The sequence below is a fragment of the Microbacterium sp. AG157 genome (assembly GCF_003385695.1).
Taxonomy (GTDB): domain Bacteria; phylum Actinomycetota; class Actinomycetes; order Actinomycetales; family Microbacteriaceae; genus Microbacterium; species Microbacterium testaceum.
The window spans coordinates 322,363-342,901 of the sequence record NZ_QRDK01000001.1; the positions used below are offsets into that span (position 1 = coordinate 322,363).

The 20,539-nt window shown below is 68.7% G+C and carries 19 protein-coding genes; 3 read left to right on the forward strand and 16 right to left on the reverse strand.

Going from position 1 to position 20,539, the window contains the following annotated elements; translation table 11 throughout:
- The first annotated feature begins 10 nt into the window (after window positions 1–10).
- Both DEU35_RS01580 and glpK read left to right on the forward strand, forming a co-directional pair.
- A complete protein-coding gene (locus tag DEU35_RS01580; protein WP_103210285.1) occupies window positions 11–766 on the forward strand; it encodes an MIP/aquaporin family protein in 756 nt (251 codons plus the stop codon).
- 88 nt (window positions 767–854) lie between these two features.
- On the forward strand, window positions 855–2,366 hold the full coding sequence (gene glpK, locus DEU35_RS01585) for a glycerol kinase GlpK (RefSeq protein WP_074694199.1): 1,512 nt from the start codon (window positions 855–857) through the stop codon (window positions 2,364–2,366).
- Window positions 2,367–2,519: 153 nt separating this feature from the next.
- On the opposite strand, the gene DEU35_RS01590 is transcribed toward glpK, so the two are convergent.
- The 4 genes from DEU35_RS01590 to DEU35_RS01605 all read right to left on the reverse strand — a co-directional run bounded on the left by DEU35_RS01590 (window position 2,520) and on the right by DEU35_RS01605 (window position 8,104).
- The gene (locus tag DEU35_RS01590) at window positions 2,520–2,999 is read right to left on the reverse strand and encodes a hypothetical protein (RefSeq protein WP_103210283.1); all 480 of its coding nucleotides are present in this window, start codon (window positions 2,997–2,999) and stop codon (window positions 2,520–2,522) included.
- A gap of 47 nt (window positions 3,000–3,046) precedes the next feature.
- Complete coding sequence (locus DEU35_RS01595; RefSeq protein ID WP_103210280.1) at window positions 3,047–3,517, reverse strand: OsmC family protein; 471 nt, start codon at window positions 3,515–3,517, stop codon at window positions 3,047–3,049.
- 94 nt (window positions 3,518–3,611) lie between these two features.
- The gene (locus DEU35_RS01600; RefSeq protein ID WP_116238425.1) at window positions 3,612–6,527 is read right to left on the reverse strand and encodes a LamG-like jellyroll fold domain-containing protein; all 2,916 of its coding nucleotides are present in this window, start codon (window positions 6,525–6,527) and stop codon (window positions 3,612–3,614) included.
- A gap of 26 nt (window positions 6,528–6,553) precedes the next feature.
- A complete protein-coding gene (locus DEU35_RS01605) occupies window positions 6,554–8,104 on the reverse strand; it encodes an RICIN domain-containing protein (RefSeq protein WP_116238426.1) in 1,551 nt (516 codons plus the stop codon).
- 300 nt (window positions 8,105–8,404) lie between these two features.
- On the opposite strand from DEU35_RS01605, the gene DEU35_RS01610 reads away from it, so the two are divergent.
- Complete coding sequence (locus DEU35_RS01610) at window positions 8,405–9,388, forward strand: asparaginase (protein WP_180993481.1); 984 nt, start codon at window positions 8,405–8,407, stop codon at window positions 9,386–9,388.
- 44 nt (window positions 9,389–9,432) lie between these two features.
- On the opposite strand, the gene DEU35_RS01615 is transcribed toward DEU35_RS01610, so the two are convergent.
- The 12 genes from DEU35_RS01615 to atpE all read right to left on the reverse strand — a co-directional run bounded on the left by DEU35_RS01615 (window position 9,433) and on the right by atpE (window position 20,519).
- Window positions 9,433–10,965 carry an APC family permease gene (locus DEU35_RS01615; RefSeq protein ID WP_116238428.1) on the reverse strand — a complete coding sequence of 511 codons (1,533 nt, stop codon included), beginning with the start codon at window positions 10,963–10,965 and terminating at the stop codon, window positions 9,433–9,435.
- A 43-nt stretch (window positions 10,966–11,008) separates the two neighbouring features.
- Window positions 11,009–11,782 carry a PP2C family serine/threonine-protein phosphatase gene (locus tag DEU35_RS01620; RefSeq protein ID WP_116238874.1) on the reverse strand — a complete coding sequence of 258 codons (774 nt, stop codon included), beginning with the start codon at window positions 11,780–11,782 and terminating at the stop codon, window positions 11,009–11,011.
- Between the two features lie 114 nt (window positions 11,783–11,896).
- A complete protein-coding gene (locus DEU35_RS01625; protein WP_116238429.1) occupies window positions 11,897–12,877 on the reverse strand; it encodes an aldo/keto reductase in 981 nt (326 codons plus the stop codon).
- Window positions 12,878–12,942: 65 nt separating this feature from the next.
- Window positions 12,943–13,632, reverse strand: coding sequence for a large exoprotein (locus DEU35_RS01630; protein ID WP_116238430.1), 690 nt, complete (start codon window positions 13,630–13,632; stop codon window positions 12,943–12,945).
- 100 nt (window positions 13,633–13,732) lie between these two features.
- Complete coding sequence (locus DEU35_RS01635; RefSeq protein WP_116238431.1) at window positions 13,733–14,482, reverse strand: YaaA family protein; 750 nt, start codon at window positions 14,480–14,482, stop codon at window positions 13,733–13,735.
- 71 nt (window positions 14,483–14,553) lie between these two features.
- The gene (locus tag DEU35_RS01640; RefSeq protein WP_058597269.1) at window positions 14,554–14,814 is read right to left on the reverse strand and encodes a F0F1 ATP synthase subunit epsilon; all 261 of its coding nucleotides are present in this window, start codon (window positions 14,812–14,814) and stop codon (window positions 14,554–14,556) included.
- A gap of 1 nt (window position 14,815) precedes the next feature.
- Window positions 14,816–16,264 (reverse strand): F0F1 ATP synthase subunit beta, encoded by a 1,449-nt coding sequence (gene atpD, locus DEU35_RS01645; protein ID WP_103210262.1) that lies wholly within the window; start codon window positions 16,262–16,264, stop codon window positions 14,816–14,818.
- 22 nt (window positions 16,265–16,286) lie between these two features.
- Window positions 16,287–17,186, reverse strand: coding sequence for a F0F1 ATP synthase subunit gamma (locus DEU35_RS01650; RefSeq protein WP_103210259.1), 900 nt, complete (start codon window positions 17,184–17,186; stop codon window positions 16,287–16,289).
- 24 nt (window positions 17,187–17,210) lie between these two features.
- A complete protein-coding gene (gene atpA / locus DEU35_RS01655; protein WP_116238432.1) occupies window positions 17,211–18,842 on the reverse strand; it encodes a F0F1 ATP synthase subunit alpha in 1,632 nt (543 codons plus the stop codon).
- Between the two features lie 62 nt (window positions 18,843–18,904).
- Window positions 18,905–19,693, reverse strand: a complete 789-nt coding sequence (locus tag DEU35_RS01660) for a F0F1 ATP synthase subunit delta (RefSeq protein ID WP_116238433.1) — start codon at window positions 19,691–19,693, stop codon at window positions 18,905–18,907.
- Window positions 19,693–20,250 (reverse strand): F0F1 ATP synthase subunit B, encoded by a 558-nt coding sequence (locus DEU35_RS01665; protein ID WP_103210253.1) that lies wholly within the window; start codon window positions 20,248–20,250, stop codon window positions 19,693–19,695. Before DEU35_RS01665 ends, DEU35_RS01660 begins: the two co-directional genes overlap by 1 nt.
- Before the next feature lie 35 nt (window positions 20,251–20,285).
- The gene (atpE, locus tag DEU35_RS01670; protein ID WP_043360904.1) at window positions 20,286–20,519 is read right to left on the reverse strand and encodes a F0F1 ATP synthase subunit C; all 234 of its coding nucleotides are present in this window, start codon (window positions 20,517–20,519) and stop codon (window positions 20,286–20,288) included.
- Window positions 20,520–20,539: the final 20 nt, after the last annotated feature.

Consider the following 20,539-nt stretch of genomic DNA (forward strand, 5'->3'; position numbering starts at 1 on the left):
CGATGACGACATGCAAGAAGTGAACCTGGGGCTGTACTTCCTCTCGGAGGTCGTCGGCACCGCGATGCTCATCCTGTTGGGCTGCGGCGTGGTCGCCAACGTGGCCCTCGCCAAGACCAAGGGCAACGCCGGCGGCACCCTGATGGTCAACTGGGGTTGGGGCCTGGCGGTCTTCGCCGGTGTCATCGTCTCCGCCTACTCCGGCGCTCAGCTGAACCCCGCCGTCTCGATCGGCCTCCTGGTCGCCGGCAAGATCTCCTTCGTCCAGTTCCTCGTGGCCGTGGCCGCGCAGATGGTCGGCGCCATCATCGGTGCCGTGCTCGCCTGGGCCTCGTACAAGCAGCACTTCGACGACGAGCCCGACCCGGCCGCCAAGCTCGGCGTGTTCTCTACGGGCCCCGCGATCCGCTCGTACGGCTTCAACTTCCTCACCGAGGTCATCGCCACGTTCGTCCTGGTGTTCGTGATCTTCGGCTTCGCCGACTACGGTGTGGCCAGCGTCGGCGTCCCCGCCGGTATCGGCGGTCTCTCGGCCGTTCCCGTGGCCCTGCTCGTCGTCGGCATCGGCGCCTCCCTCGGTGGCCCGACCGGATACGCCATCAACCCCGCCCGTGACCTCGGACCCCGCATCGCCCACGCGATCCTCCCCATCAAGGGCAAGGGTTCGAGCGACTGGGGCTACGCGTGGGTTCCCGTCGCCGGTCCCCTCGTCGGTGGCCTGCTCGCGGGTCTGCTGGCCCCCGTGCTCCTCGGTCTCGGCAAGTAATCACTCTTCGCGAGGGCGTCGCCCGACGCTCTCGCGCCCTCCTCCCTTCCGCTTCACCCATCACAGACACTGACAAAGGAGTCCATCCATGGCCGACTACGTCCTCGCCATCGACCAGGGCACGACCTCGACGCGCGCGATGATCTTCGACAAGTCCGGGAGCGTCGTCTCCGTCGGACAGAAGGAGCACGAGCAGATCTTCCCGCGCGCGGGTTGGGTCGAACACGACCCCGCCGAGATCTGGCGCAACACCCAGGAGGTGATCGGCCTGGCCCTCAGCCGCGCCGACATCACCCGCCACGACATCGCCGCCGTCGGCATCACCAACCAGCGCGAAACCGCGGTGGTGTGGGACAAGAACACCGGAAAGCCGGTGTACAACGCCATCGTGTGGCAGGACACGCGCACGCAGTCGATCGTCGACCGCCTCGCCGACGGCGATCCGGAGCGCTACAAGAGCATCGTCGGCCTGCCGTTGGCGACCTACTTCTCGGGTACCAAGATCGTCTGGATCCTCGAGAACGTCGACGGAGCCCGCGAGAAGGCCGAGGCCGGAGACCTGCTGTTCGGAACCACCGACACCTGGGTGCTCTGGAACCTCACCGGCGGCATCGACGGCGGCGTGCACGCCACCGACGTCACCAACGCCAGCCGCACGTTGTTCATGGACCTCGAGACCCTCTCGTGGCGCGAGGACATCCTCGCCGACTTCGGCGTTCCCGCCTCCATGCTCCCCGAGATCCGCTCCTCCTCCGAGGTCTACGGCACCGTCGAGTCCTCGTCGCTTCTGCGCGAGACCCCGATCGCCGGCATCCTGGGCGACCAGCAGGCCGCGACCTTCGGCCAGGCGGCCTTCGACCCGGGCGAGAGCAAGAACACCTACGGCACGGGCAACTTCCTCATCTTCCAGACCGGTGAAGAGATCGTCCACTCCAAGAACGGCCTGCTGACCACCCTCGGCTACAAGCTGGGCGACCAGCCCGCCCGCTACGCGCTCGAGGGATCGATCGCCGTGACCGGCTCGCTCATCCAGTGGCTGCGCGACCAGCTCGGCATCATCTCCTCGGCCCCCGAGGTCGAGAAGCTCGCCGAGAGCGTCGACGACAACGGCGGCGTGTACTTCGTGCCGGCGTTCTCGGGCCTGTTCGCACCGTACTGGCGTCCTGACGCCCGCGGCGCGATCGTGGGCATGACCCGCTACGTCAACCGCGGTCACATCGCCCGCGCCGCGCTGGAGGCCACGGCCTTCCAGTCGCGTGAGGTGCTCGACGCCGTCAACGCCGACTCCGGCGTCGACCTGGCCGAGCTCAAGGTCGATGGCGGTATGACCGCCAACGACGCGCTCATGCAGTTCCAGGCCGACATCCTCGGCGTGCCGGTCGTGCGTCCGGTCGTCGCGGAGACCACCGCCCTCGGCGCCGCGTACGCGGCGGGCCTCGCGGTCGGTTTCTGGGACAACCTCGACGACCTGCGTGCCAACTGGCAGGAAGACAAGCGCTGGGAGCCCAACATGGACGACGGCGAGCGCGAGCGAGAACTGCGCCTGTGGAAGAAGGCCGTCACCAAGTCGATGGACTGGATCGACGACGACGTGCGCTGATCCCGCCCCTCACGAACGACGGAACCCCGTCGGCCTCATGCCGGCGGGGTTCCGTCGTTCCCGCGGTTCTCGGGGCCGTGAGGTCCTGAGGCCGTCGCAGAGATCGCTCGCTCCCCCGACACGCCGGGTTCGCGGCACGCGGATGCCAGCGACTCAGCGCTGCGGTTTGGGGTATGCGGCGCGTACGGCGTCGGACTGCAGGTAGTCCGAGACGCCGATGAGCAGGATCGCGAAGAGAATCTGCTCACTGACGACCCAGAACGGGTAGAGCCCCGGGATGGCGGCGAGGACGAGGGCGATGACCGGGAAGATGCGGCTGAACAGCTGCAGCCGACGGAACGCCCAGTACCAGCCGACGCGGGCACGCCAGAGGAAGTAGAACAGGGTCGTGGTGATGGCGAGCACCACGAGGCAGCGCATCCAGACGGCGAAGCCGACGTCGTCGCCGTTCATCGTCATGACGAGGGCGACGACGACCGTCGCGACACCGAGCACGAAACCGACCGCAAGCAGAAGCGTGATGGCGCGGAAGGCGCGGTGCACCTTCGGGTCGGTGGAGACGGCGACGCGGTGATCGGCCTGACGGCCCCCGGCGATCCGGTCGAGTCGGCGCAGGGCGGGTTCGAGCTGCATGCGCTCACTGTACGACGCCGCGGCATCCTCCCCGCGACGCTCGGCGCTCAGCCGACCGTGACCTCGGGTTCGTGTCGCACGGGAAAGTTGACGGAGTTGGCGATGAAGCACCATTCGCGCGCCTGCCGGTGGGCGGCGACCGCCGCCTCGATCATGGACTCCTCGGCCACGCGGACGCGGGGGCGCAGAACGACCTCGGTGAACGCTCCCCCGCTGTTGCCGTCCTCCTGCATCGTGCCGGTGGCGTCGTCCTCGTAACCGGTGACGACGACGCCGGTCGTGACGCACGCGTGCAGGTACGACAGCAGATGGCACTCGCTGAGCGCGGCGATCAGGAGTTCTTCGGGATTCCACTTGGCGGGGTCCCCGCGGAAGGGCTTGTCGGCGGATGCCGCGATCGCGGGCTTTCCGTCGACCTCGAGGGTCACGGCACGCTCGTAGTCGCGGTACCCGCTCGTGCCCGTCCCCAGGTCGCCGGTCCAGGTCGATCGCAGGCGGTAGTGGTGCTCTCCGTTCATGTCCCCAGTCTGCCCGTCCGCGCCCGCGCGCGGGCCACTGGAGCGCGAAGATCCCCGCCCGGGCGAGCCGGACGGGGATCCTTTCGCGTCATCGTCAGGCGCGGCGGCGAACCCGTCGCAGCACCAGACCGAGCACGGCGAGCATCAGGGCGACGCCCGACAGAGCGGCCAGGACTCCCGAGGCCACACCGGTGGCCGCGAGATCGCCCCGACGCGGGGTCGACGGCTGCCCGCCGGCGCTCGCGCCCGTGGTGCCCGCGGTCGCAGCGCCACCGGCGCCCGCAGCCGGGTCGACGGTCACGACGGGACGAGCGACGCTCACGCGCGCCCAGCCCACCAGCTCACCCGTCGCGGTGTAGACGGCGAGACGGTGCTGGCCCGCGGGCACGCTCCCGGGAACCGTGAGCGAGATCGCACGGTTCGCCACGGTCGCCGTGCCCAGCCCCGTCGGCTGCGAGAAGAGAAACCCGTAGAGGTCCTTCCCCTCGAGACCGGCGGGCACGCCGACCGTCACCGTGTCTCCGGCGTGGAAGGTGCTCGGGGTGACGGTGACCGTCCCCTCCTTGTCGGTCGCCACCTTCTCGGGATCGGGAGTCCACGCGGCATCCACTCCCATCGTCACCGTCAGCTCGAGCGGCGACCCGACCCGCGTGCCGATGGACTGAGCGAACGACAGGGCGTGCGCGCCGACGCCTGCGACGGGCGTCTTCAGCGTCAACCGCCACGCGCCGTCGGCGCCGACGGCTGTCGAGCCCGCGTCGGCCCCGTCGACGCGGACCGCGACCTGCGCACCCACGACACCGCGCCCCTCGAGGGTCGGCACCGTCGCGGTCGAGGCCAGCACGCCCGACAACGGCGTGGTCACGGCGAAGGCCGAGGCGGTGGCGTCGAGGTCGGCGCGCTGGAAGAGGAACTGCTCGCGGGGCAGGGCGTGATCGACGATGCGGGTCTCACCCACGCACCCGTACCAGCCGTGCTCGGGCTCGGTGTTCCACAGCGACGCACCGATCACCCACGGCATGAGATCGGCGGCCATCATGCCGCCCACTCCCGAGGCGTTGCGCAGGACCGGCACGCCGTCGACGTACATGATCACCGTTCCCGCCGCGGGGTCGTCCACGATCGCGACATGGTGCCAGCTCCCGGGCATGATCTCTCCCGACCAGAGCGTGTACGAGTTCTTCGACGCGGTATCCGCCGCCGAGAACTGGTACTCACGCAGGTTCGAGATCCCCAGCCACGCCGCTCCCGCCCCCTCGTCGGACGAGTCGTTGATGCCGATCCAGCTACGCGCGCCGCCGCGGCTGATCGCGGCGCCCCAGCGGTTCGCGGCCTCGGTCCAGTCGGCATCCATCTGCAGGAAGGTCTCGAGGGTGTACCCCGACTGGGCGTTCAGATGCGCAGAGGTCGCCGGAGCGCCGTACTCGGTCGTGAGGAAGGCGAGGTTGTCGGGGCCGCTGGCGTTGCGATGCACGTCGCTGAAGCACACTGCGCCGCGGTCGGCGGAGTAGAACGGAACGTCCTTGTGGGTGACCGCGACGTCGTCGAGCTCGTCGGGGGCGTCGGTCTGCTCCAGCGGCAGACGGTACATCGGGCTCGACCCGGCGATGTCGGGGACGACGGTGTTCTCGTCGACCACACCCTCCTTCACGTCGCCGAAGCGCCAGTGCGCCACGGTCCCCGGCACGGCGAAGTAGTCCGAGGCGTCGCCCGCGGCGGCGAGCTTCTCCCCCGTCGACGACCCGGTCCATCCCCGCGACACGATGTCCTTCGCGGCGGCGGTGAGGTCGGAGCCATCGGCCTGGGCGGCCGAGGGCGCTCCCCACCCGAACCGCGAGCCGAAGTCCATCGCGAGCGAGAACTGCTGCCAGGTGCCGGTGAGCACGGGGGCGTCGGTCGAGGTCCGCGAGTCGGCGTGCTTCTTGCCCACCCACGGCGAGATGGTCGACACGTCGATGCTCCCGCCCGACAGGTCGAACTCGAACAGCGTCATGATGCCGTTCCCGCCGTCCGCGGCCATTTGGTAGTCGGTGAGCACCTCGTGCACGGGGTGCCCGAAGTCGTTCGTCAGCGTGCGCATGGTCGCGCCGTGGAAGTGCCCGTTCAGCGTCAGCACGATCTGGTCGTTCTTGCGGATGAGCTTGTCCCACAGCAGGTCGCCGTACCACCAGCTGGTCGGCGACACCTGGTCCTGGTCGATGCCGATGATCGCGTGCGACGACAGGATCACGGGCACGCCCTTGTTGGCATCCAGGATCCCCTGTGCCCAGGCGAAGGTGTCGTCCGAGGCGTTCCATCCCAGCGACAGCACGACCCAGTCGTGACCCTCGGCCGAGAAACGGTAGGCCGAGGAGTAACCGTTCTGGAAGGTTCCGAGCAGGGTCGAGCCGCCCTGGCGCTGCAGCGTCGAGGCGCCGAAGTTCGCGAGGTAGTTCGCGGCGTTGCCCTCCGAGGAGCGCGCCCCCTGGTCGGCCACGTCGTGGTTGCCGGGGATCACCGAGTACGGCACCTTGCCGTCTTCGAGGATCTTCATCGCCTTGGCCGCGGCGCTCCACTGGTCGCTCTTGCCCTGCTGGTCGACGACGTCACCCAGCTGCATCGCGAACGGGATGTTGAGGGTCTTCTTGTTGTCGACGACCCACTGGGTCTGCACCTCGAAGGGGTTGGTGCCGTACTGCGGCACGAACTGCGAGGCGCTGTAGCGCGAGTAGAACTGGGTGTCCGGCAGCACCGGCAGCAGGAAGCTCGAGCGTCCCGCCGACGAGGACGTCCCGGATGCCGAGACGGCCGCCGCCGTGGAGCCGGACGCCGCCGAGGTGCCCGGGGTCGACGCGGTCGCCGGTCCCGCCGCCGAGGAGGCGGCGGGCGCGCCGGGGGTCGAGGTCGAGGTCGTGGTGGAGGCGGCGAGCGCGACCGAGGCACCGCCGAAGGCGAGGCTCGAGACGGCGAGCGCGCCGACGACCATTCCGGCCGAGATGCCGCGTACCGAGCGGCGCAGACGAGGGAACATATCTCTTCTCATGTCGGGGGTGTCGTTCAGGAGACGGGGGTGAGCTGAGGACCGTAGGCCTCGATCTCGGACAGGGTCATCCAGGTGGACGAGGTCTTGTTCTTCACGAGCACGCGGAGCCCGGTCGCCAGGACCGGTCGGGACGCGGTGACCTCGAGACGCAGATCGGTCGAGGTGTTCGCGGACGGCCAGGTCGTCGCGGACGGCAGGTTCGCCCACCCCCCGCGCGTGGTGCGGTACTGCACCGTGACCGAGCCGATGTTCTGCTTGCCGCCGATGTCGTACACGTTCACGCCGGTGATCTGTCGCGGCTGATCGAGGTAGAAGGTCACGCGGTTGGGGTTCACGCGGTTCGCGGCCCCGCCCGAGCGCCAGTCGGCGAAGCCCGTGGCGGTGCGGTTGCCGTCGGTCAGCGCGAAGGTCGTGGAGTCCTTGAACGACCAGTCCGGGTGCACTCCCGACTGGCGCAGGACGTTCACCTGTTGAGCCGCGGCGACCGTGACGACAAGGGTGGCCGAGAAGCCGAGTCCCGATACCGCGGGGATCCTGACGGTCCCCGGCGTCGAGAACGCGGCATCCGTCACCTTCGAGAAGTCCCACCGCACGGCAGCGGTCACGCTCTGCCCGGTGTCGCCGATGCGACGCTGGACCGTGCTCGGGGCGCGCATGGCGACCTCGGCCACCGTCGCGCCGGCGTAGGTGGTGAGCGAGGAGTCGGCGGCATCCGAGAGCGCGCCGACGGCGACGGATGCCGAGAGCGCGACGTCCTCACCGAAGAGGCCCTTCGCGGAGCCGGCGACCGACACCACTCCGGGGGTCAGCCACGTCGTCGCGGCGGGCATCGCCCACGTGATGGGCGACAGCGTGATCGTGCGGCCCCAGCCGTAGCGCCCGGTGAGGCTGCTCGGCAGCGCGGGGAGCACGCCCGGGGTCGTCACGACCGCGGGCGAGGTCACGGTCGGGGTGAGGGGGTGCACGCGCCACTGCTGCACCGCGGCGGAGGCGTTGAGGGTGTAGGTCTGCACCTCGGATCCGTCGGCGGTCTTCCAGTTGTAGAGGTCGAGAGCCGACTCCTTGCCGTCGCGATCGCGCTGCACGTTCACGAGGTTCACCGTGCCGTTGCCCGCGTCGCGCAGCTCCCACTGGGCGTAGGGGTCGGTGGCGGAGTCTGCGACGTCGGCCGTCTGCAGGTAGCGGAACGTCTCCTGATCGTTGCGCGAGCGGATGAGGACCCGGTCCTTCTGGTCGGCGATCAGGAAGGTGCGGGCCGAGCCGACGACAGGGTACAGACGCAGAGCCTGGGCGGAGAGCGTCCGGGGGTCGGCCTGCGCCATCGACGAGATCGAGGCGACGGCGGGGACGGTCGCTCCCGGTGCGCTCGAGACCTGCGCGTCGCCGGCCCCGATCTGGAGCACCTTGCCGCTCGCGTGGACGCTTTCGACGAGGACGAGTTGCGCGGCCCCGACGGCGTTGGCCGGGGCCGTGGCCGCGACAGCGGGGGGAGCGGATGCCAGCAGGCTCGCGGCGGCCACGAGGGTCGCGGCCGCGCGGAGCAGTCGCGATCGGGTGGGGGTCATGGGTGACGGGTCCTTCCGGGTGCGTACGCTCCCCCGCGGCGCGCGGACGGGCGCCGCGGAGAGTCGGCGCTCGTGGGCGGCGGGAGCAGACGACTCGAAGCTGTGGGGAGCGGCCCGCGGAAGCGGGCGACCCGACTGTAGGCAGCGTCCCCTCCGGACGCGGGTCCGAATCGGGTCGCTCCGATGAACGAGACCCGTCCTGTTCTGGTCGCGATCCCGGTCGGTTTTCCCCTCGCCGACGTCCTCTCACGCGCCGTCGCGCGCCCGGGGGCGGAGGGGGCCCGGGGATACGATGGGGGGATGCCCGCAACGCCTCCCGCCTCCGTCGAGCTCGCCGTCGTGGACCGCAACGGCTTCGTCGAATCCCGTCACTACGGCGTCGCCGTGGTCCTCGCCCCCGACGGATCCGAGAAGCTCACCCTCGGCGAGGCGAGCGCCCTCTTCCTCCCCCGCTCGAGCATGAAGCCGCTCCAGGCCCTGGCGTGCCTCTCGGCCGGGGCCGATCTGGCCGGCGAACGTCTCGCGATCTCGATGGCGAGCCACGCGGGCACCGAGCGTCACGCCGAGGTGGCCCGCGGCATCCTGCAGTCCGCCGGCCTCACCGAGGACGACCTGGGCTGCCCCGCTGCGTGGCCGACCGACACCGCCTCACGCGACGACATGGTGCGCGACCACGCCTCCCCCTCGCCGCTGCGCATGAACTGTTCGGGCAAGCACGCCGCGATGCTCGCGACCTGCGTGGCCAACGGCTGGAGCACGGGCGACTACCTCGACCCCCAGCACCCGCTCCAGGCCCACATCCGCGAGGTCGTCGAGCGTCTTGTCGGCGAGCGCACGACCACCACCGCCATCGACGGCTGCGGCGCGCCCGTCTACGCCATGAGCCTCGTCGGGCTCGCACGGGCCATCCAGCGCATCGCGACCTCGTCGGAACGCTCCCCCTTCGCCCTGCACCGGAGCGCCGGCACACTCGTGCGCGCGGTGAAGGAGAACCCCTGGACCATCGACGGGCCCGGGCGACCCGACACGGTCGTCATCGAGCGACTCGGCGTCTTCTCGAAGATGGGCGCCGAGGGCGTGCAGGTCATGACCGCTCCCGACGGCACGACGGTCGCCCTCAAGATGCTCGACGGCTCCAACCGTGCCGGCCACGTCGTCGCCCTGCGTCTGCTCGAGCGGGTCGGAGCCCTGAGCGCGCAGGAGGTCGACGACACGGTCGCGCAGCTCTCGCTGTCGGTGCTCGGCGGCGGTCGCGAGGTCGGGTCCATCCGCTCCGCGGTCTGACGCCTCGAGAACGGCTCTCCCGGCCGATCCGAGACCGTCTCCGCTCAGATACCCCCGTCGACCGAGCGCGGGTGCGCGATCGGCTCGTCCGGCACGAGCACCTCGGTCTCGCGATTGAGGCTCTCGCCCCGGAAGAACGGCTGGGAGCGGGGGAACAGGAACCACAGCACCATCAGCACGACACCGATCGCGAGCGATCCGATGCCGACCACGAACGTGCCGCCGATCCCCAGCAGGACGGTGTTGCCGTACTCCGGGTCGTACATGTCGATCGCCGACTGCACGAAGGCGAACGTCAGCATGAGCGCGCCGAGCAGGGGCAGGATGCCGCGGTACACGAGGTTCTTCGCCGACGAGAACAGCTGCCGACGGTAGTACCAGACGCAGGCGTACCCGGTCATGGAGTAGTAGAAGGCGATCGCGAGCCCGAGAGACAGGATCGAATCCTGCAGGATGTTGTCGCTGATGATCGTCATGCCCACGTAGTAGACACTCGCGACGATGCCCATGACGAGGGTCGAGAACGACGGTGTGCGGTACCGCGGATGCACCGTCTGGAAGCGGTGCGGCAGCGCCTTGTACGCCGCCATCGCGAGCGTTCCACGCGCGGTGGGCAGGATGGTCGTCTGCGTCGACGAGACCGCCGAGATGAGCACGGCGACGATGAGCACCCACCCGAACGGGCCGAACAGTCCGTCCTTGAGCGCGAGGAACACGTCGTCGGCGTTCGCGGGGTTCGCCAGACCGGCGCCGTCCTCACCGACGCCGGCGTACATCATCGCCGCGACCGTCACCGTCACGTACGTGCCGAGCAGGATCACAGTCGTCAGCAGCGCCGCACGGCCCGGAATGCGCTTCGGGTCCTTCGTCTCCTCGTTCAGGGCCAGACAGGTGTCCCACCCCCAGTAGATGAACAGCGCCAACAGGACCGCCTCGGTGAAGCCGCTCCAGTCGGTGAAGCCGAAGGGGTTGAACCACGCGAGGTCGAACGGGGTGGGGTTGGGGGCGGTCCCGTCGAAGAACTTCCACAGCGCCAGGACCACGAAGAGCGCGAGCACGAGGTACTGCACCGCGAGAAGGATGTTCTGGATCCGCTCGCCGATCTCCACCCCGCGGTAGCTGACGTAGGTCATGGCCGCGATGAAGGCGACACCCGTCGCGGTGACGAGCGGGACGTTCTCGGCGAGGGAGCCGTCGCCGATGAGCGACCACAGGTAGATGCCCGCGATCTGGGAGAGATTGGCGAGCACGACCATTCCGGCCACCGCGACGCCCCAGCCGCCCATCCACCCGACCCACGGCCCGAAGGCCTTCGTACCCCACGTGAACGTCGTGCCGCAGTCGGGCACCTCGTTGTTGAGCTCGCGATAAGCGAAGGCGATGAAGAGCATCGGGACGAACGCCAGGACGAAGGCGATCGGCGCCGAGGCTCCCACGGCGAGAACCACGAAGCCGAGGGTGGCCACGAGGGAATACACCGGGGCGGTGGATGCCAGACCGATCACGGTCGAGCCCCAGAGGCCCAGGGTGCCGGCGGCCAGGCCCTTGCCGGCCGTCCGTTCGGGTGCGGAGGTCATATGCCGAACGTAGAATCCGCGGGTCTCCGCGGTCAAGATGAATTTAGGCGGACCGACGGATGACGTCGAGCACGACGATCGAGATGTTGTCTCGTCCACCGTTTTCGAGCGCGGCGGCCATCATCGCCTCGACGGCGGCGGCCGGATTCGCGTTTGCCTCGAGGAAGTGGCGAATGCCGAAGTCGGTGAGCTCTTTGGTCAGACCGTCGGAGCAGATCACGAAGCGGTCGCCGTCGAGCACGTCGAGGCGCAGGTAATCGGGCTTGACGCTGTCGCTCGGACCGACGGCGCGCGTGATGACGTTCCCGTAGGGGTGATTCTCCGCCTCTTCGGGACTCAGGCGGCCTGCCGCGATCAGCTCCTGAACGACCGAGTGGTCGGTGGTCACCTGGACGATCTCGCCGTCGCGAAGGAGGTACACGCGCGAGTCGCCGATGTTGAGCGTCACCCAGTGGGGCTCGTCCGTCTGGGTCTCGAGATAGACGCCCGTGAGCGTGGTCCCCGTGCCCTCGTCGGTCGTCTCGGGGTGGGCCACGATGTCTTTGACCGCGCGGGACAGGGCCTTTTCGATGTTCTTGGTCGAGACGGGGCCGGTCGCGACGACCGCGCGAAGGCGTTCGACGGTACTGGCGCTGGCGATCTCACCGCCGAGGTGTCCGCCCATGCCGTCTGCGACGACGAACAGCGGGTAGTCGGCGAGGACGGCATCCTGATTCACCTCGCGGCGACGTCCGACCTCGGTGCTCGCCGCCCACGACAGTTCGAGAACGGTCTCGCCGAGCGGGACGGTACGCGTGTGGGTGGTCACCTCGGGCACGAACAATCCTCCGGTTGGCCGACAGCGCCGGCGGATCCGCACGGCCCTGTCATCTTAGTCGACGCTCGCCGCCGATCCGCGTACGCGCCGCACGTGCACATGACATCCATGTCGTCACCCCGCGGCAGGATCGGCGGGCAACGGCAGGATGCCGTCGATCTCGGCGAGGTCCTCCGCGCTGGGCGTCCAGGCGGTCGCCGCCGCGGCGTTGGCGCGGATCTGCTCGGGGCTCGTCGCCCCGGCGATCACACTCGCGACGACGGGGTTGGCCAGGAACCAGCCGAAAGTCGCTTCGAGCATGGTGATGCCGCGCGCGTCGCAGAAAGCCTGATAGATCTCGAGCGCGTCCCAGGGAGCCTCACGCCACAGGTGCGGCCTCTGGCGCATGATGCGGCTCCCCTCGGGACCGCCGTCACGCGTGAACTTCCCGGTGAGCAATCCGTTGTGCAGGGGGAAGAAGGGCAGAAGCCCCAAGCCGTAGCGCTCGGACGCGGGGAGGATCTCCCGCTCCGCGGCCCGCGCGAGCAAGCTGTACTGGTTCTGCGCCGACACGAATCGCACTCCCGTCGCCGCGTGCTCGGCCTCGGCGATCTGCCATCCCGCGAAGTTCGAGTGTCCGACGTAGCGGACCTTGCCCTCGCGCACGAGGTCGCTCAGCGCGTCGAGCGTCTCCTCGATGGGCGTCCCCGGGTCGGGTGTGTGCATCTGGTAGAGGTCGATCCAGTCCGTCCGAAGGCGACGGAGCGAGTCTTCGACGGCGCGCCGCACGTGCGTCCTCGAGCCCTTCGCCCCTCCCGGGACCGCGGGAGCGAAGTCGGCGTGCCCGAACTTCGTCGCGAGGACGACCTGGTCGCGGCGCCCCTTCAACGCCTCGCCCATCAGGCGCTCCGACAGGCCGAACTCTCTCCCGTACATGTCGGCGGTGTCGAGGAAAGTCACTCCCGCGTCGATGGCGGCGTCGAGCACCGCCCGCGTGCCCTGGATCGTTTCGGTCGCCGTGCCGACGCGTCCGAAGTTGTTGCATCCGAGACCCACCGCGGAGACACGGAGTCCGGAACGGCCGACGGCACGAAGAGGAAGCGCAGGGGACGTCATCCCTCCACGCTATCGCCGGGAACGACGAAGGGCTCCCCGCGGTGGCGGAGAGCCCTTCGATGAGGTCAGAGCTGGGGGCCGGTCGGCGGCGCCGGGGGCGGCGGAGTCGTACCCGTCGCGGGAGGCGGCGGGGTCGTGCCGGTCGCCGGCGGGCTGTACGGCTGCTGCGCCGGGGGCGCTCCGTAGCCGGGGCCGGCGTAGCCGCCACCGTTACCGGCGACGGGCTGGCTCGGCTGGACCGGGATGCCGTTCCACACCGTCTTGTCGGCGAGGAAAGAGTTGGCCCACGGGGCGGGAGCGATCGCGGGGTTCCAGCGGTTGTTGCTGAACGCGATGACGGCGAGCCAGATGAGTGCACCGATGCCGGGGATCAGCCACAGCAGCAGCAGCGGCCAGTCCTTGCCGAGCTTCAGACCGATGCGGTAGGAGTACATCACAGCGACCGCGAGGATCGCGAGGCTGAAGATCGGGCCGATGACCGGGATGTTCGACAGCACGCTCGAGGCGACCGCGACGATCAGGACCACCCACGGCGAGACATCGCCGAGCTTCGCGGCCACGAGGCCGTTGTACACCGGAACCCAGGCGCGCCACTTGCCCTGCACGCCCGCCTTCTCGAAGATCTTCATGTAGAGGAACGACGAGATCACGTACGCCGCGACGGCGAGGATGAAGAGGATCGGGATCAGGACGAGCAAGACTGCGGCGAGAGCGGCGGCGCCGCTTCCGTCGTCGTAGTAATAGGAGTCACTCATGCGAGTTCCTTTCCAAGCGAGTGCGCGAGGAGCATCCGTGCGCCCCCCGCGTGTCACATGCTAGCGAACCTGAGTCTTTCCTGACAGGGGCACTCGGATGTCATACAATCAACGCCACCTCGCCAGGGCCGCCGGCGCGGAGCGTCCACCCCGCGCCCTGCGCCCAGGCGTGGAGATCGTCAAGAGACCCGATCCGCGCGGCCTGCGACGCCAGCGCCCGTACGAGCTCGCCCTTCGCGTGCTTGTTGAAATGGTTCAGCGCGCGAGCCTCACCCCCCGAGTCCTCGCTCATGACGCGGACGTACGCTGAGGGGACCCCGGCGGGCAGAGGACCGAGGGCGGCGTACGCCTCCGAGCGCAGGTCGACGACGAAATCCGGCCGGAGCTCTTCCCACGCCTCGCTCACGGCACCTGCCCAGATGCGTCGCAGCGACGGGATGCCGGGCACGGACGTGCCCGCCGCAAGGCGGTAGGCCGGAATGCCATCCAGCGCCGCGACGGGCCCGAGGGGCGCGGAGTGGATCATGACGTGATCGCCGAGCCAGGAGCGTGCCGGGGCCTCCAGGCTTCCCGCGTCGAGAGCGTCGAAGAGGACACCGGTGTAGCGATCGATCGCCGGCAGGGTCGGCGAGGTCCGAAGGGCCGCGTTGTCAGCGACCTCGTGCCGGCGCTTCGCGCTGATCTTGAGCACCCGCGCGGCTTCCTCCTCATCGGAGGAGAGAGCGACGAGCGCATCGACGACCGACTCGCGCGCAGAGCGCAGCGACGGCAGGGCGAGCCCGTCGAAGTCGAGGGGAGCGCCTTCGCCGCCGGGACGCTTGGTCTCGGAGGGAGGAAGCAGGACGAGCATGGATTCTCCGTGGGAAAGACGATGCGCGCCGCCCGGAGACCGGGCGACGCGCATCGAATGAAGAGAAGACGTCAGGAGACGAGTGCGGCGTTTCCGGCGACGATCGTGAGTTCATCGTTCGCCATCGACAGGAAGCCGTCCTCGGCGTTGGCGAGGATCTTCGAGCCGTCGGTGCGGGTGATGCGCACCTCGCCCTGGGCGAGGATCGCAAGGACGGGCTCATGCCCCTGCATGAATCCGATCTCACCTTCGACGGTCTTGGCCACGACGAGCGAGGCCTCCCCCGTCCACACCTCGGCGTCGGCCGACACCAGGCTCACGCGCAACGACATGTCAGCCGTTCTCCTTCTGGATCTGCGCCCACTTGGCCTCGACGTCGGAGATGCCGCCGACGTTGAAGAACGCCTGCTCGGCGACGTGGTCGAAGTCGCCCTTGACGATCGCGTCGAACGACTCGATGGTCTCCTTGATCGGGACCGTGGAGCCCTCGACACCGGTGAACTTCTTGGCCATGTAGGTGTTCTGCGAGAGGAACTGCTGAATGCGGCGTGCGCGCGACACGACGATCTTGTCCTCTTCCGAGAGCTCGTCGACACCGAGGATCGCGATGATCTCCTGCAGTTCCTTGTTCTTCTGCAGGATCTGCTTCACGCTGGTGGCCACGCGGTAGTGGTCGGCACCGATGTAGCGCGGGTCGAGGATGCGGCTCGTCGACGTCAGCGGGTCGATGGCGGGGTACAGACCCTTCGACGCGATCTCGCGCGAGAGCTCGGTGGTCGCGTCGAGGTGCGCGAACGTGGTCGCCGGAGCCGGGTCGGTGTAGTCGTCGGCGGGGACGTAGATCGCCTGCAGCGAGGTGATCGAGTGACCACGCGTCGAGGTGATGCGCTCCTGGAGCACGCCCATCTCGTCGGCGAGGTTCGGCTGGTAGCCCACGGCGGAGGGCATACGGCCGAGCAGCGTCGAGACCTCGGAACCCGCCTGCGTGAAGCGGAAGATGTTGTCGATGAACAACAGCACGTCCTGCTTCTGGACATCGCGGAAGTACTCCGCCATCGTCAGGGCCGACAGCGCGACGCGCAGACGCGTTCCCGGCGGCTCGTCCATCTGACCGAAGACGAGGGCGGTCTTGTCGAAGACGCCCGCCTCTTCCATCTCACCGATGAGGTCGTTGCCCTCACGGGTGCGCTCGCCGACACCGGCGAACACCGAGACACCACCGTGGTCCTGCGCGACGCGCTGGATCATCTCCTGGATGAGGACGGTCTTGCCGACGCCGGCACCACCGAAGAGGCCGATCTTTCCACCCTGGACGTACGGGGTGAGGAGGTCGATCGACTTGATGCCGGTCTCGAACATCTCGGTCTTGGACTCGAGCTGGTCGAAGCTCGGCGCCTTGCGGTGGATACCCCAACGCTCGGTGATCTCGACCTGCTCACCGGGAGCGGCGTTGAGCACCTCACCGGTGACGTCGAAGACCTTGCCCTTGGTGACATCGCCGACGGGCACCGAGATGGGGCCGCCGGTGTTGCGCACTTCCTGGCCGCGGACGATGCCGTCGGTGGGCTTGAGGGCGATGGCGCGGACAAGGTCGTCACCCAGGTGCTGAGCGACCTCGAGGGTGATCTCGGTCGACTCGTCACCGATGGTGATCGTGGTCTTCAGCGCGTTGTAGATCTCGGGGATCGCGTCATGCGGGAACTCGATGTCGACGACCGGGCCGGTGACGCGCGCGACGCGTCCGACGACGGCCGCGTCGGTCTTCTCGGCGGTGAGGCTCATGGCTTCTTCTCTCCTTGGGAACTTACTTGCCGGATGACAGAGCATCGGCGCCGCCGACGATCTCGGCGATCTGCTGCGTGATCTCCGCCTGACGCGCGTTGTTGCGCAGGCGGGTGTAGTCGGTGATGAGCTTGTCGGCATTGTCGCTGGCCGACTTCATGGCCTTCTGGGTCGCGGCGTGCTTGGCAGCCGACGACTGGAGAAGGGCGTTGAAGATACGGCTCTGGACATAGACCGGCAGGAGCGCATCGAGCACGGTCTCAGCGTCCGGCTCGAATTCGTAGAGCGGGTAGATCTCGGCCTGGCCCGGGGCCTCGTCGGCCTCGAGCACCTCGAGCGGAAGCAGACGCACCGATTCGGGCGACTGCGTCATCATGCTGACGAAGCGGTTGTACACGAGGTGGATCTCGTCGACACCCTCGTTCTCGCCACCGGCGCGGTACGCCTCGAGAACGGCATCCGAGATCTCCTCCGCGGTGGAGAACTGCGGGGTGTCGGTGTCACCGACCCACTGCGCGGCGCTCGCCATGCGACGGAACTGGAAGTAGCCGACGGCCTTGCGACCGACGAGGTAGAACACCACGTCCTTGCCCTGCGACCGCAGGAGCTCGGCCAGCTCGAGAGCCTCGCGGAGGATCTGCGAGTTGAACGCGCCGGCCAGGCCTCGGTCGGAGGTGAACACGACCAGTGCCGAGCGGCGGATGTTCTCTCGCTCCGTCGTCAGCGGGTGGTCGACGGAGGAGTGCGTGGCCACCGCGGAGACGGCGCTCGTGACGGCCCGCGCGAAGGGCGACGCCGCGCGCACACGCGCCATCGCCTTCTGGATGCGCGAAGCCGCGATGAGCTCCATCGCCTTCGTGATCTTCTTGGTCGTCTGAGCAGAAGAGATCTTCTGCTTGTAGACCCGCAGTTGTGCGCCCATGATTCCGTTCTCGTGTCGTCGCTATCAGCGACGGCCCTTGACGATCCGCTCCTGGTTGACGTCTTCCGCATCGGCAGCGTCGACCTTCTCTGCCCCGACGACGCCCTGATCCTTGCCGGGCTGGAATTCCTTCGCGAACGCGTCGATCTTCTGCTCCAGCTCCGCGAGCGTGTCGTCGCCGAGCACGTTCGTCTCGCGCAACGTGTCGAGCACGGTCGAGTTGCGCCGGAGGTAGTCCAACAGCTCACGCTCGAAGCGAAGGACATCGGACACCTCGACGGTGTCGAGCTTGCCGTTCGTGCCGGCCCAGATCGAGACGACCTGCTCCTCGACCGGGTACGGCGAGTACTGCGGCTGCTTGAGGAGCTCGGTCAGACGGGCACCACGGGCGAGCTGACGGCGCGACGCCGCGTCGAGGTCGCTCGCGAACATCGCGAAAGCCTCGAGCGAGCGGTACTGCGCGAGCTCCAGCTTCAGCGTTCCGGAGACCTTCTTGATCGACTTGACCTGAGCGTCACCGCCCACGCGCGAGACCGAGATACCCACGTCGACCGCGGGACGCTGGTTGGCGTTGAAGAGGTCGGACTGCAGGAAGATCTGGCCGTCGGTGATCGAGATCACGTTGGTCGGGATGTACGCCGAGACGTCGTTGGCCTTGGTCTCGATGATGGGCAGACCCGTCATCGAACCGGCCCCGAGCTCGTCGGACAGCTTCGCGCAACGCTCGAGCAGACGCGAGTGCAGGTAGAAGACGTCACCGGGGTACGCCTCGCGGCCCGGCGGACGGCGCAGCAGCAGCGAAACAGCACGGTAGGCCTCGGCCTGCTTCGAGAGGTCGTCGAAGATGATGAGGACGTGCTTGCCGCCGTACATCCAGTGCTGACCGATGGCCGAGCCGGTGTAAGGGGCGAGGTACTTGAATCCGGCGGGGTCGGAGGCCGGGGCTGCGACGATGGTGGTGTACTCCATCGCGCCGGCCTCCTCGAGGGCGCCCTTCACCGAAGCGATGGTCGAGCCCTTCTGGCCGATCGCGACGTAGATGCAGCGCACCTGCTTGTTGACGTCGCCGGACTCCCAGTTGGCCCGCTGGTTGATGATCGTGTCGATCGCGATGGCCGTCTTACCGGTCTGGCGGTCGCCGATGATGAGCTGGCGCTGGCCGCGTCCGACCGGGATCATCGCGTCGATCGCCTTGATGCCGGTCTGCAGGGGCTCGTGAACGCTCTTGCGCTGCATGACGCCGGGCGCCTGGAGCTCGAGCGCGCGACGGCCCTCGGTCGCGATCTCGCCGAGACCGTCGATCGGGTTGCCGAGCGGGTCGACGACGCGACCCAGGTAGCCGTCACCGACGCCGACCGAGAGGACCTCACCGGTGCGGGTGACGCTCTGGCCTTCTTCGATGCCGGCGAAGTCGCCGAGGACGACCACACCGATCTCGTTCTCGTCGAGGTTCTGAGCGAGGCCGAGCGTGCCGTCCGCGAAGCGGATGAGCTCGTTGGCCATGACGCCCGGAAGGCCCTCGACGTGTGCGATGCCGTCGGCCGCGTCGACGACGGCGCCGACCTCGGTCGCCGCAGCGCCGGTGGGCTCGTAGGCGTTGACGAAGTCCTTCAGCGCGTCACGAATGACGTCGGGGCTGATAGAGAGATCTGCCATTGTCTTCCTTCGTTCGTGGGGCACTCGGCCCCCAGATCCACGCCCACTCGGGCGGAAAGTCTTTAGCCTGCGATCCGCTGGCGGAGGTCAGCGAGACGTGCGGACACGCTCGCGTCGATGACGTCGTCCGCGACCTGCACACGCAGACCGCCGACCACCGTCGGGTCGATCACGGTGTTCAGCGTGACCGCCGAACCGTAACGTGCGCTGAGAGAGTTCTGCAGACGGGTCTGCTGCTCGGCGCTCAGAGGTGCCGCGGCGTACACGGTCGCGACGATGCGCGCGCGCTGGTCGGCGACGATGCGCTCGGCACGGCGCAGCAGAGCGCGCACACGGCGACCGCGGGCGTTCTGCACCAGCGACGACACGATGAGTGCAGTGCCCGCGCTCGCGCGACCGTCGAGAAGGGTCGAGACGAGCGACCCCTTCGCCGAGGCGCCGCCGAGGCGCCCACCGAGAGCGAGCTCGAGCTCGCCGTTGCTCGCGACGGTGCGCGAGAAGGCGAACAGCTCCGACTCGATGTCCGCCGACTCGGCGACCGAGGTCGCCTGGATCGCCAGCTCTTCGAGACCCTCCACGAACTGCCCGTCGTTCGACCAGCGCTGCTGGGCGGCGCTGGAGAGCAGGGCGACGGTGGCGGGACGGTAGGTGGAGCCGAAGACAGCCGAGACCAGCCCCGCGCGAGCGGGGGCCGGCACCGACGAGTCGGACAGCGCGCCGCTCAACTGCGACGATCCGCTCACGGCACCGACGGCCGCGAACAGCTCGCGCGCGACGTCGAGATCGACGCCCGACGTGGAGGCCAGCGCCTCCGTCGTCGCGGTCCGCGCCTGAGTGGTCGCGCTGCCCATTACTTGGCCGCCTTCTCGGACGCCTCGAGCTCGGCGAGGAAGCGGTCGACCACGGCGTTCGCACGCGCGTCGTCGGACAGGGTCTCACCGATCACATTGCCGGCGAGGTCGACCGCGAGGGTACCGACCTCGGAGCGCAGCTGCACGAGGGTGGCCTGACGCTCGGCCTCGATCTGGGCGTGCGCGGACGCGGTGATGCGAGCGGCATCGGCGGCCGCGGTCTCGCGCGCCTCGGCGACGATCTTGCGACCGTCCTGCGTGGCGGACTCGCGGATCTCACCGGCTTCGCGGCGCGCCTCGGCGAGCTGAGCCGTGTACTGCTCGAGGGCGGCCTCGGCCTGACGCTGGGCCTCGTCGGCCTTCGCGATGTTGCCCTCGATGGCAGCACTGCGCTCGTCGAGCAGCTTCGCCATGCGCGGCAGAGCGACGCGCCACACCACGAAGATGATGACGACGAAGCACACCGCCGACCAGATGATGTCGTAGACCGCAGGAAGCAGCGGGTTGTGCGCTTCCCCCGCGGGCTCCGCGGCGAGAGTGACAAGAGCGTTCAGCATCCTGTCTCCTTACAGTGAATCGAGAGCGGCCGGGATCAAGTGAAGATGAAGCCGGTCGCGATACCGATGAAGGCGAGCGCCTCGGTGAAGGCGATACCGATGAACATCAGGACCTGCAGGCGGCCCGCGAGCTCGGGCTGACGGGCGACGCCCTCGATCGTCTTGCCGACGACGATGCCCACGCCGATGGCGGGGCCGATGGCGGCGAGACCGTAGCCGATCGTGGCGACGTTACCGGTGACCTGGGCGAGAACCGTAGTTGCGTCCACGGGTTTTTTCCTTTCGTTGG

What these genes read in the sequence shown, in the direction of transcription:
- DEU35_RS01630 (WP_116238430.1), bottom strand. Translation starts at nt 13,632, where the DNA reads ATGAGTGACTCCTATTACTACGACGACGGAAGCGGCGCCGCCGCTCTC.
- DEU35_RS01615 (WP_116238428.1), bottom strand. Translation starts at nt 10,965, where the DNA reads ATGACCTCCGCACCCGAACGGACGGCCGGCAAGGGCCTGGCCGCCGGC.
- DEU35_RS01650 (WP_103210259.1), bottom strand. Translation starts at nt 17,186, where the DNA reads ATGGGCGCACAACTGCGGGTCTACAAGCAGAAGATCTCTTCTGCTCAG.
- glpK (WP_074694199.1), top strand. Translation starts at nt 855, where the DNA reads ATGGCCGACTACGTCCTCGCCATCGACCAGGGCACGACCTCGACGCGC.
- DEU35_RS01625 (WP_116238429.1), bottom strand. Translation starts at nt 12,877, where the DNA reads ATGACGTCCCCTGCGCTTCCTCTTCGTGCCGTCGGCCGTTCCGGACTC.
- DEU35_RS01600 (WP_116238425.1), bottom strand. Translation starts at nt 6,527, where the DNA reads ATGTTCCCTCGTCTGCGCCGCTCGGTACGCGGCATCTCGGCCGGAATG.
- DEU35_RS01610 (WP_180993481.1), top strand. Translation starts at nt 8,405, where the DNA reads ATGCCCGCAACGCCTCCCGCCTCCGTCGAGCTCGCCGTCGTGGACCGC.
- DEU35_RS01660 (WP_116238433.1), bottom strand. Translation starts at nt 19,693, where the DNA reads ATGGGCAGCGCGACCACTCAGGCGCGGACCGCGACGACGGAGGCGCTG.
- atpD (WP_103210262.1), bottom strand. Translation starts at nt 16,264, where the DNA reads ATGAGCCTCACCGCCGAGAAGACCGACGCGGCCGTCGTCGGACGCGTC.
- atpA (WP_116238432.1), bottom strand. Translation starts at nt 18,842, where the DNA reads ATGGCAGATCTCTCTATCAGCCCCGACGTCATTCGTGACGCGCTGAAG.
- DEU35_RS01580 (WP_103210285.1), top strand. Translation starts at nt 11, where the DNA reads ATGCAAGAAGTGAACCTGGGGCTGTACTTCCTCTCGGAGGTCGTCGGC.
- DEU35_RS01590 (WP_103210283.1), bottom strand. Translation starts at nt 2,999, where the DNA reads ATGCAGCTCGAACCCGCCCTGCGCCGACTCGACCGGATCGCCGGGGGC.
- DEU35_RS01640 (WP_058597269.1), bottom strand. Translation starts at nt 14,814, where the DNA reads ATGTCGTTGCGCGTGAGCCTGGTGTCGGCCGACGCCGAGGTGTGGACG.
- DEU35_RS01665 (WP_103210253.1), bottom strand. Translation starts at nt 20,250, where the DNA reads ATGCTGAACGCTCTTGTCACTCTCGCCGCGGAGCCCGCGGGGGAAGCG.
- DEU35_RS01635 (WP_116238431.1), bottom strand. Translation starts at nt 14,482, where the DNA reads ATGCTCGTCCTGCTTCCTCCCTCCGAGACCAAGCGTCCCGGCGGCGAA.
- DEU35_RS01605 (WP_116238426.1), bottom strand. Translation starts at nt 8,104, where the DNA reads ATGACCCCCACCCGATCGCGACTGCTCCGCGCGGCCGCGACCCTCGTG.
- DEU35_RS01595 (WP_103210280.1), bottom strand. Translation starts at nt 3,517, where the DNA reads ATGAACGGAGAGCACCACTACCGCCTGCGATCGACCTGGACCGGCGAC.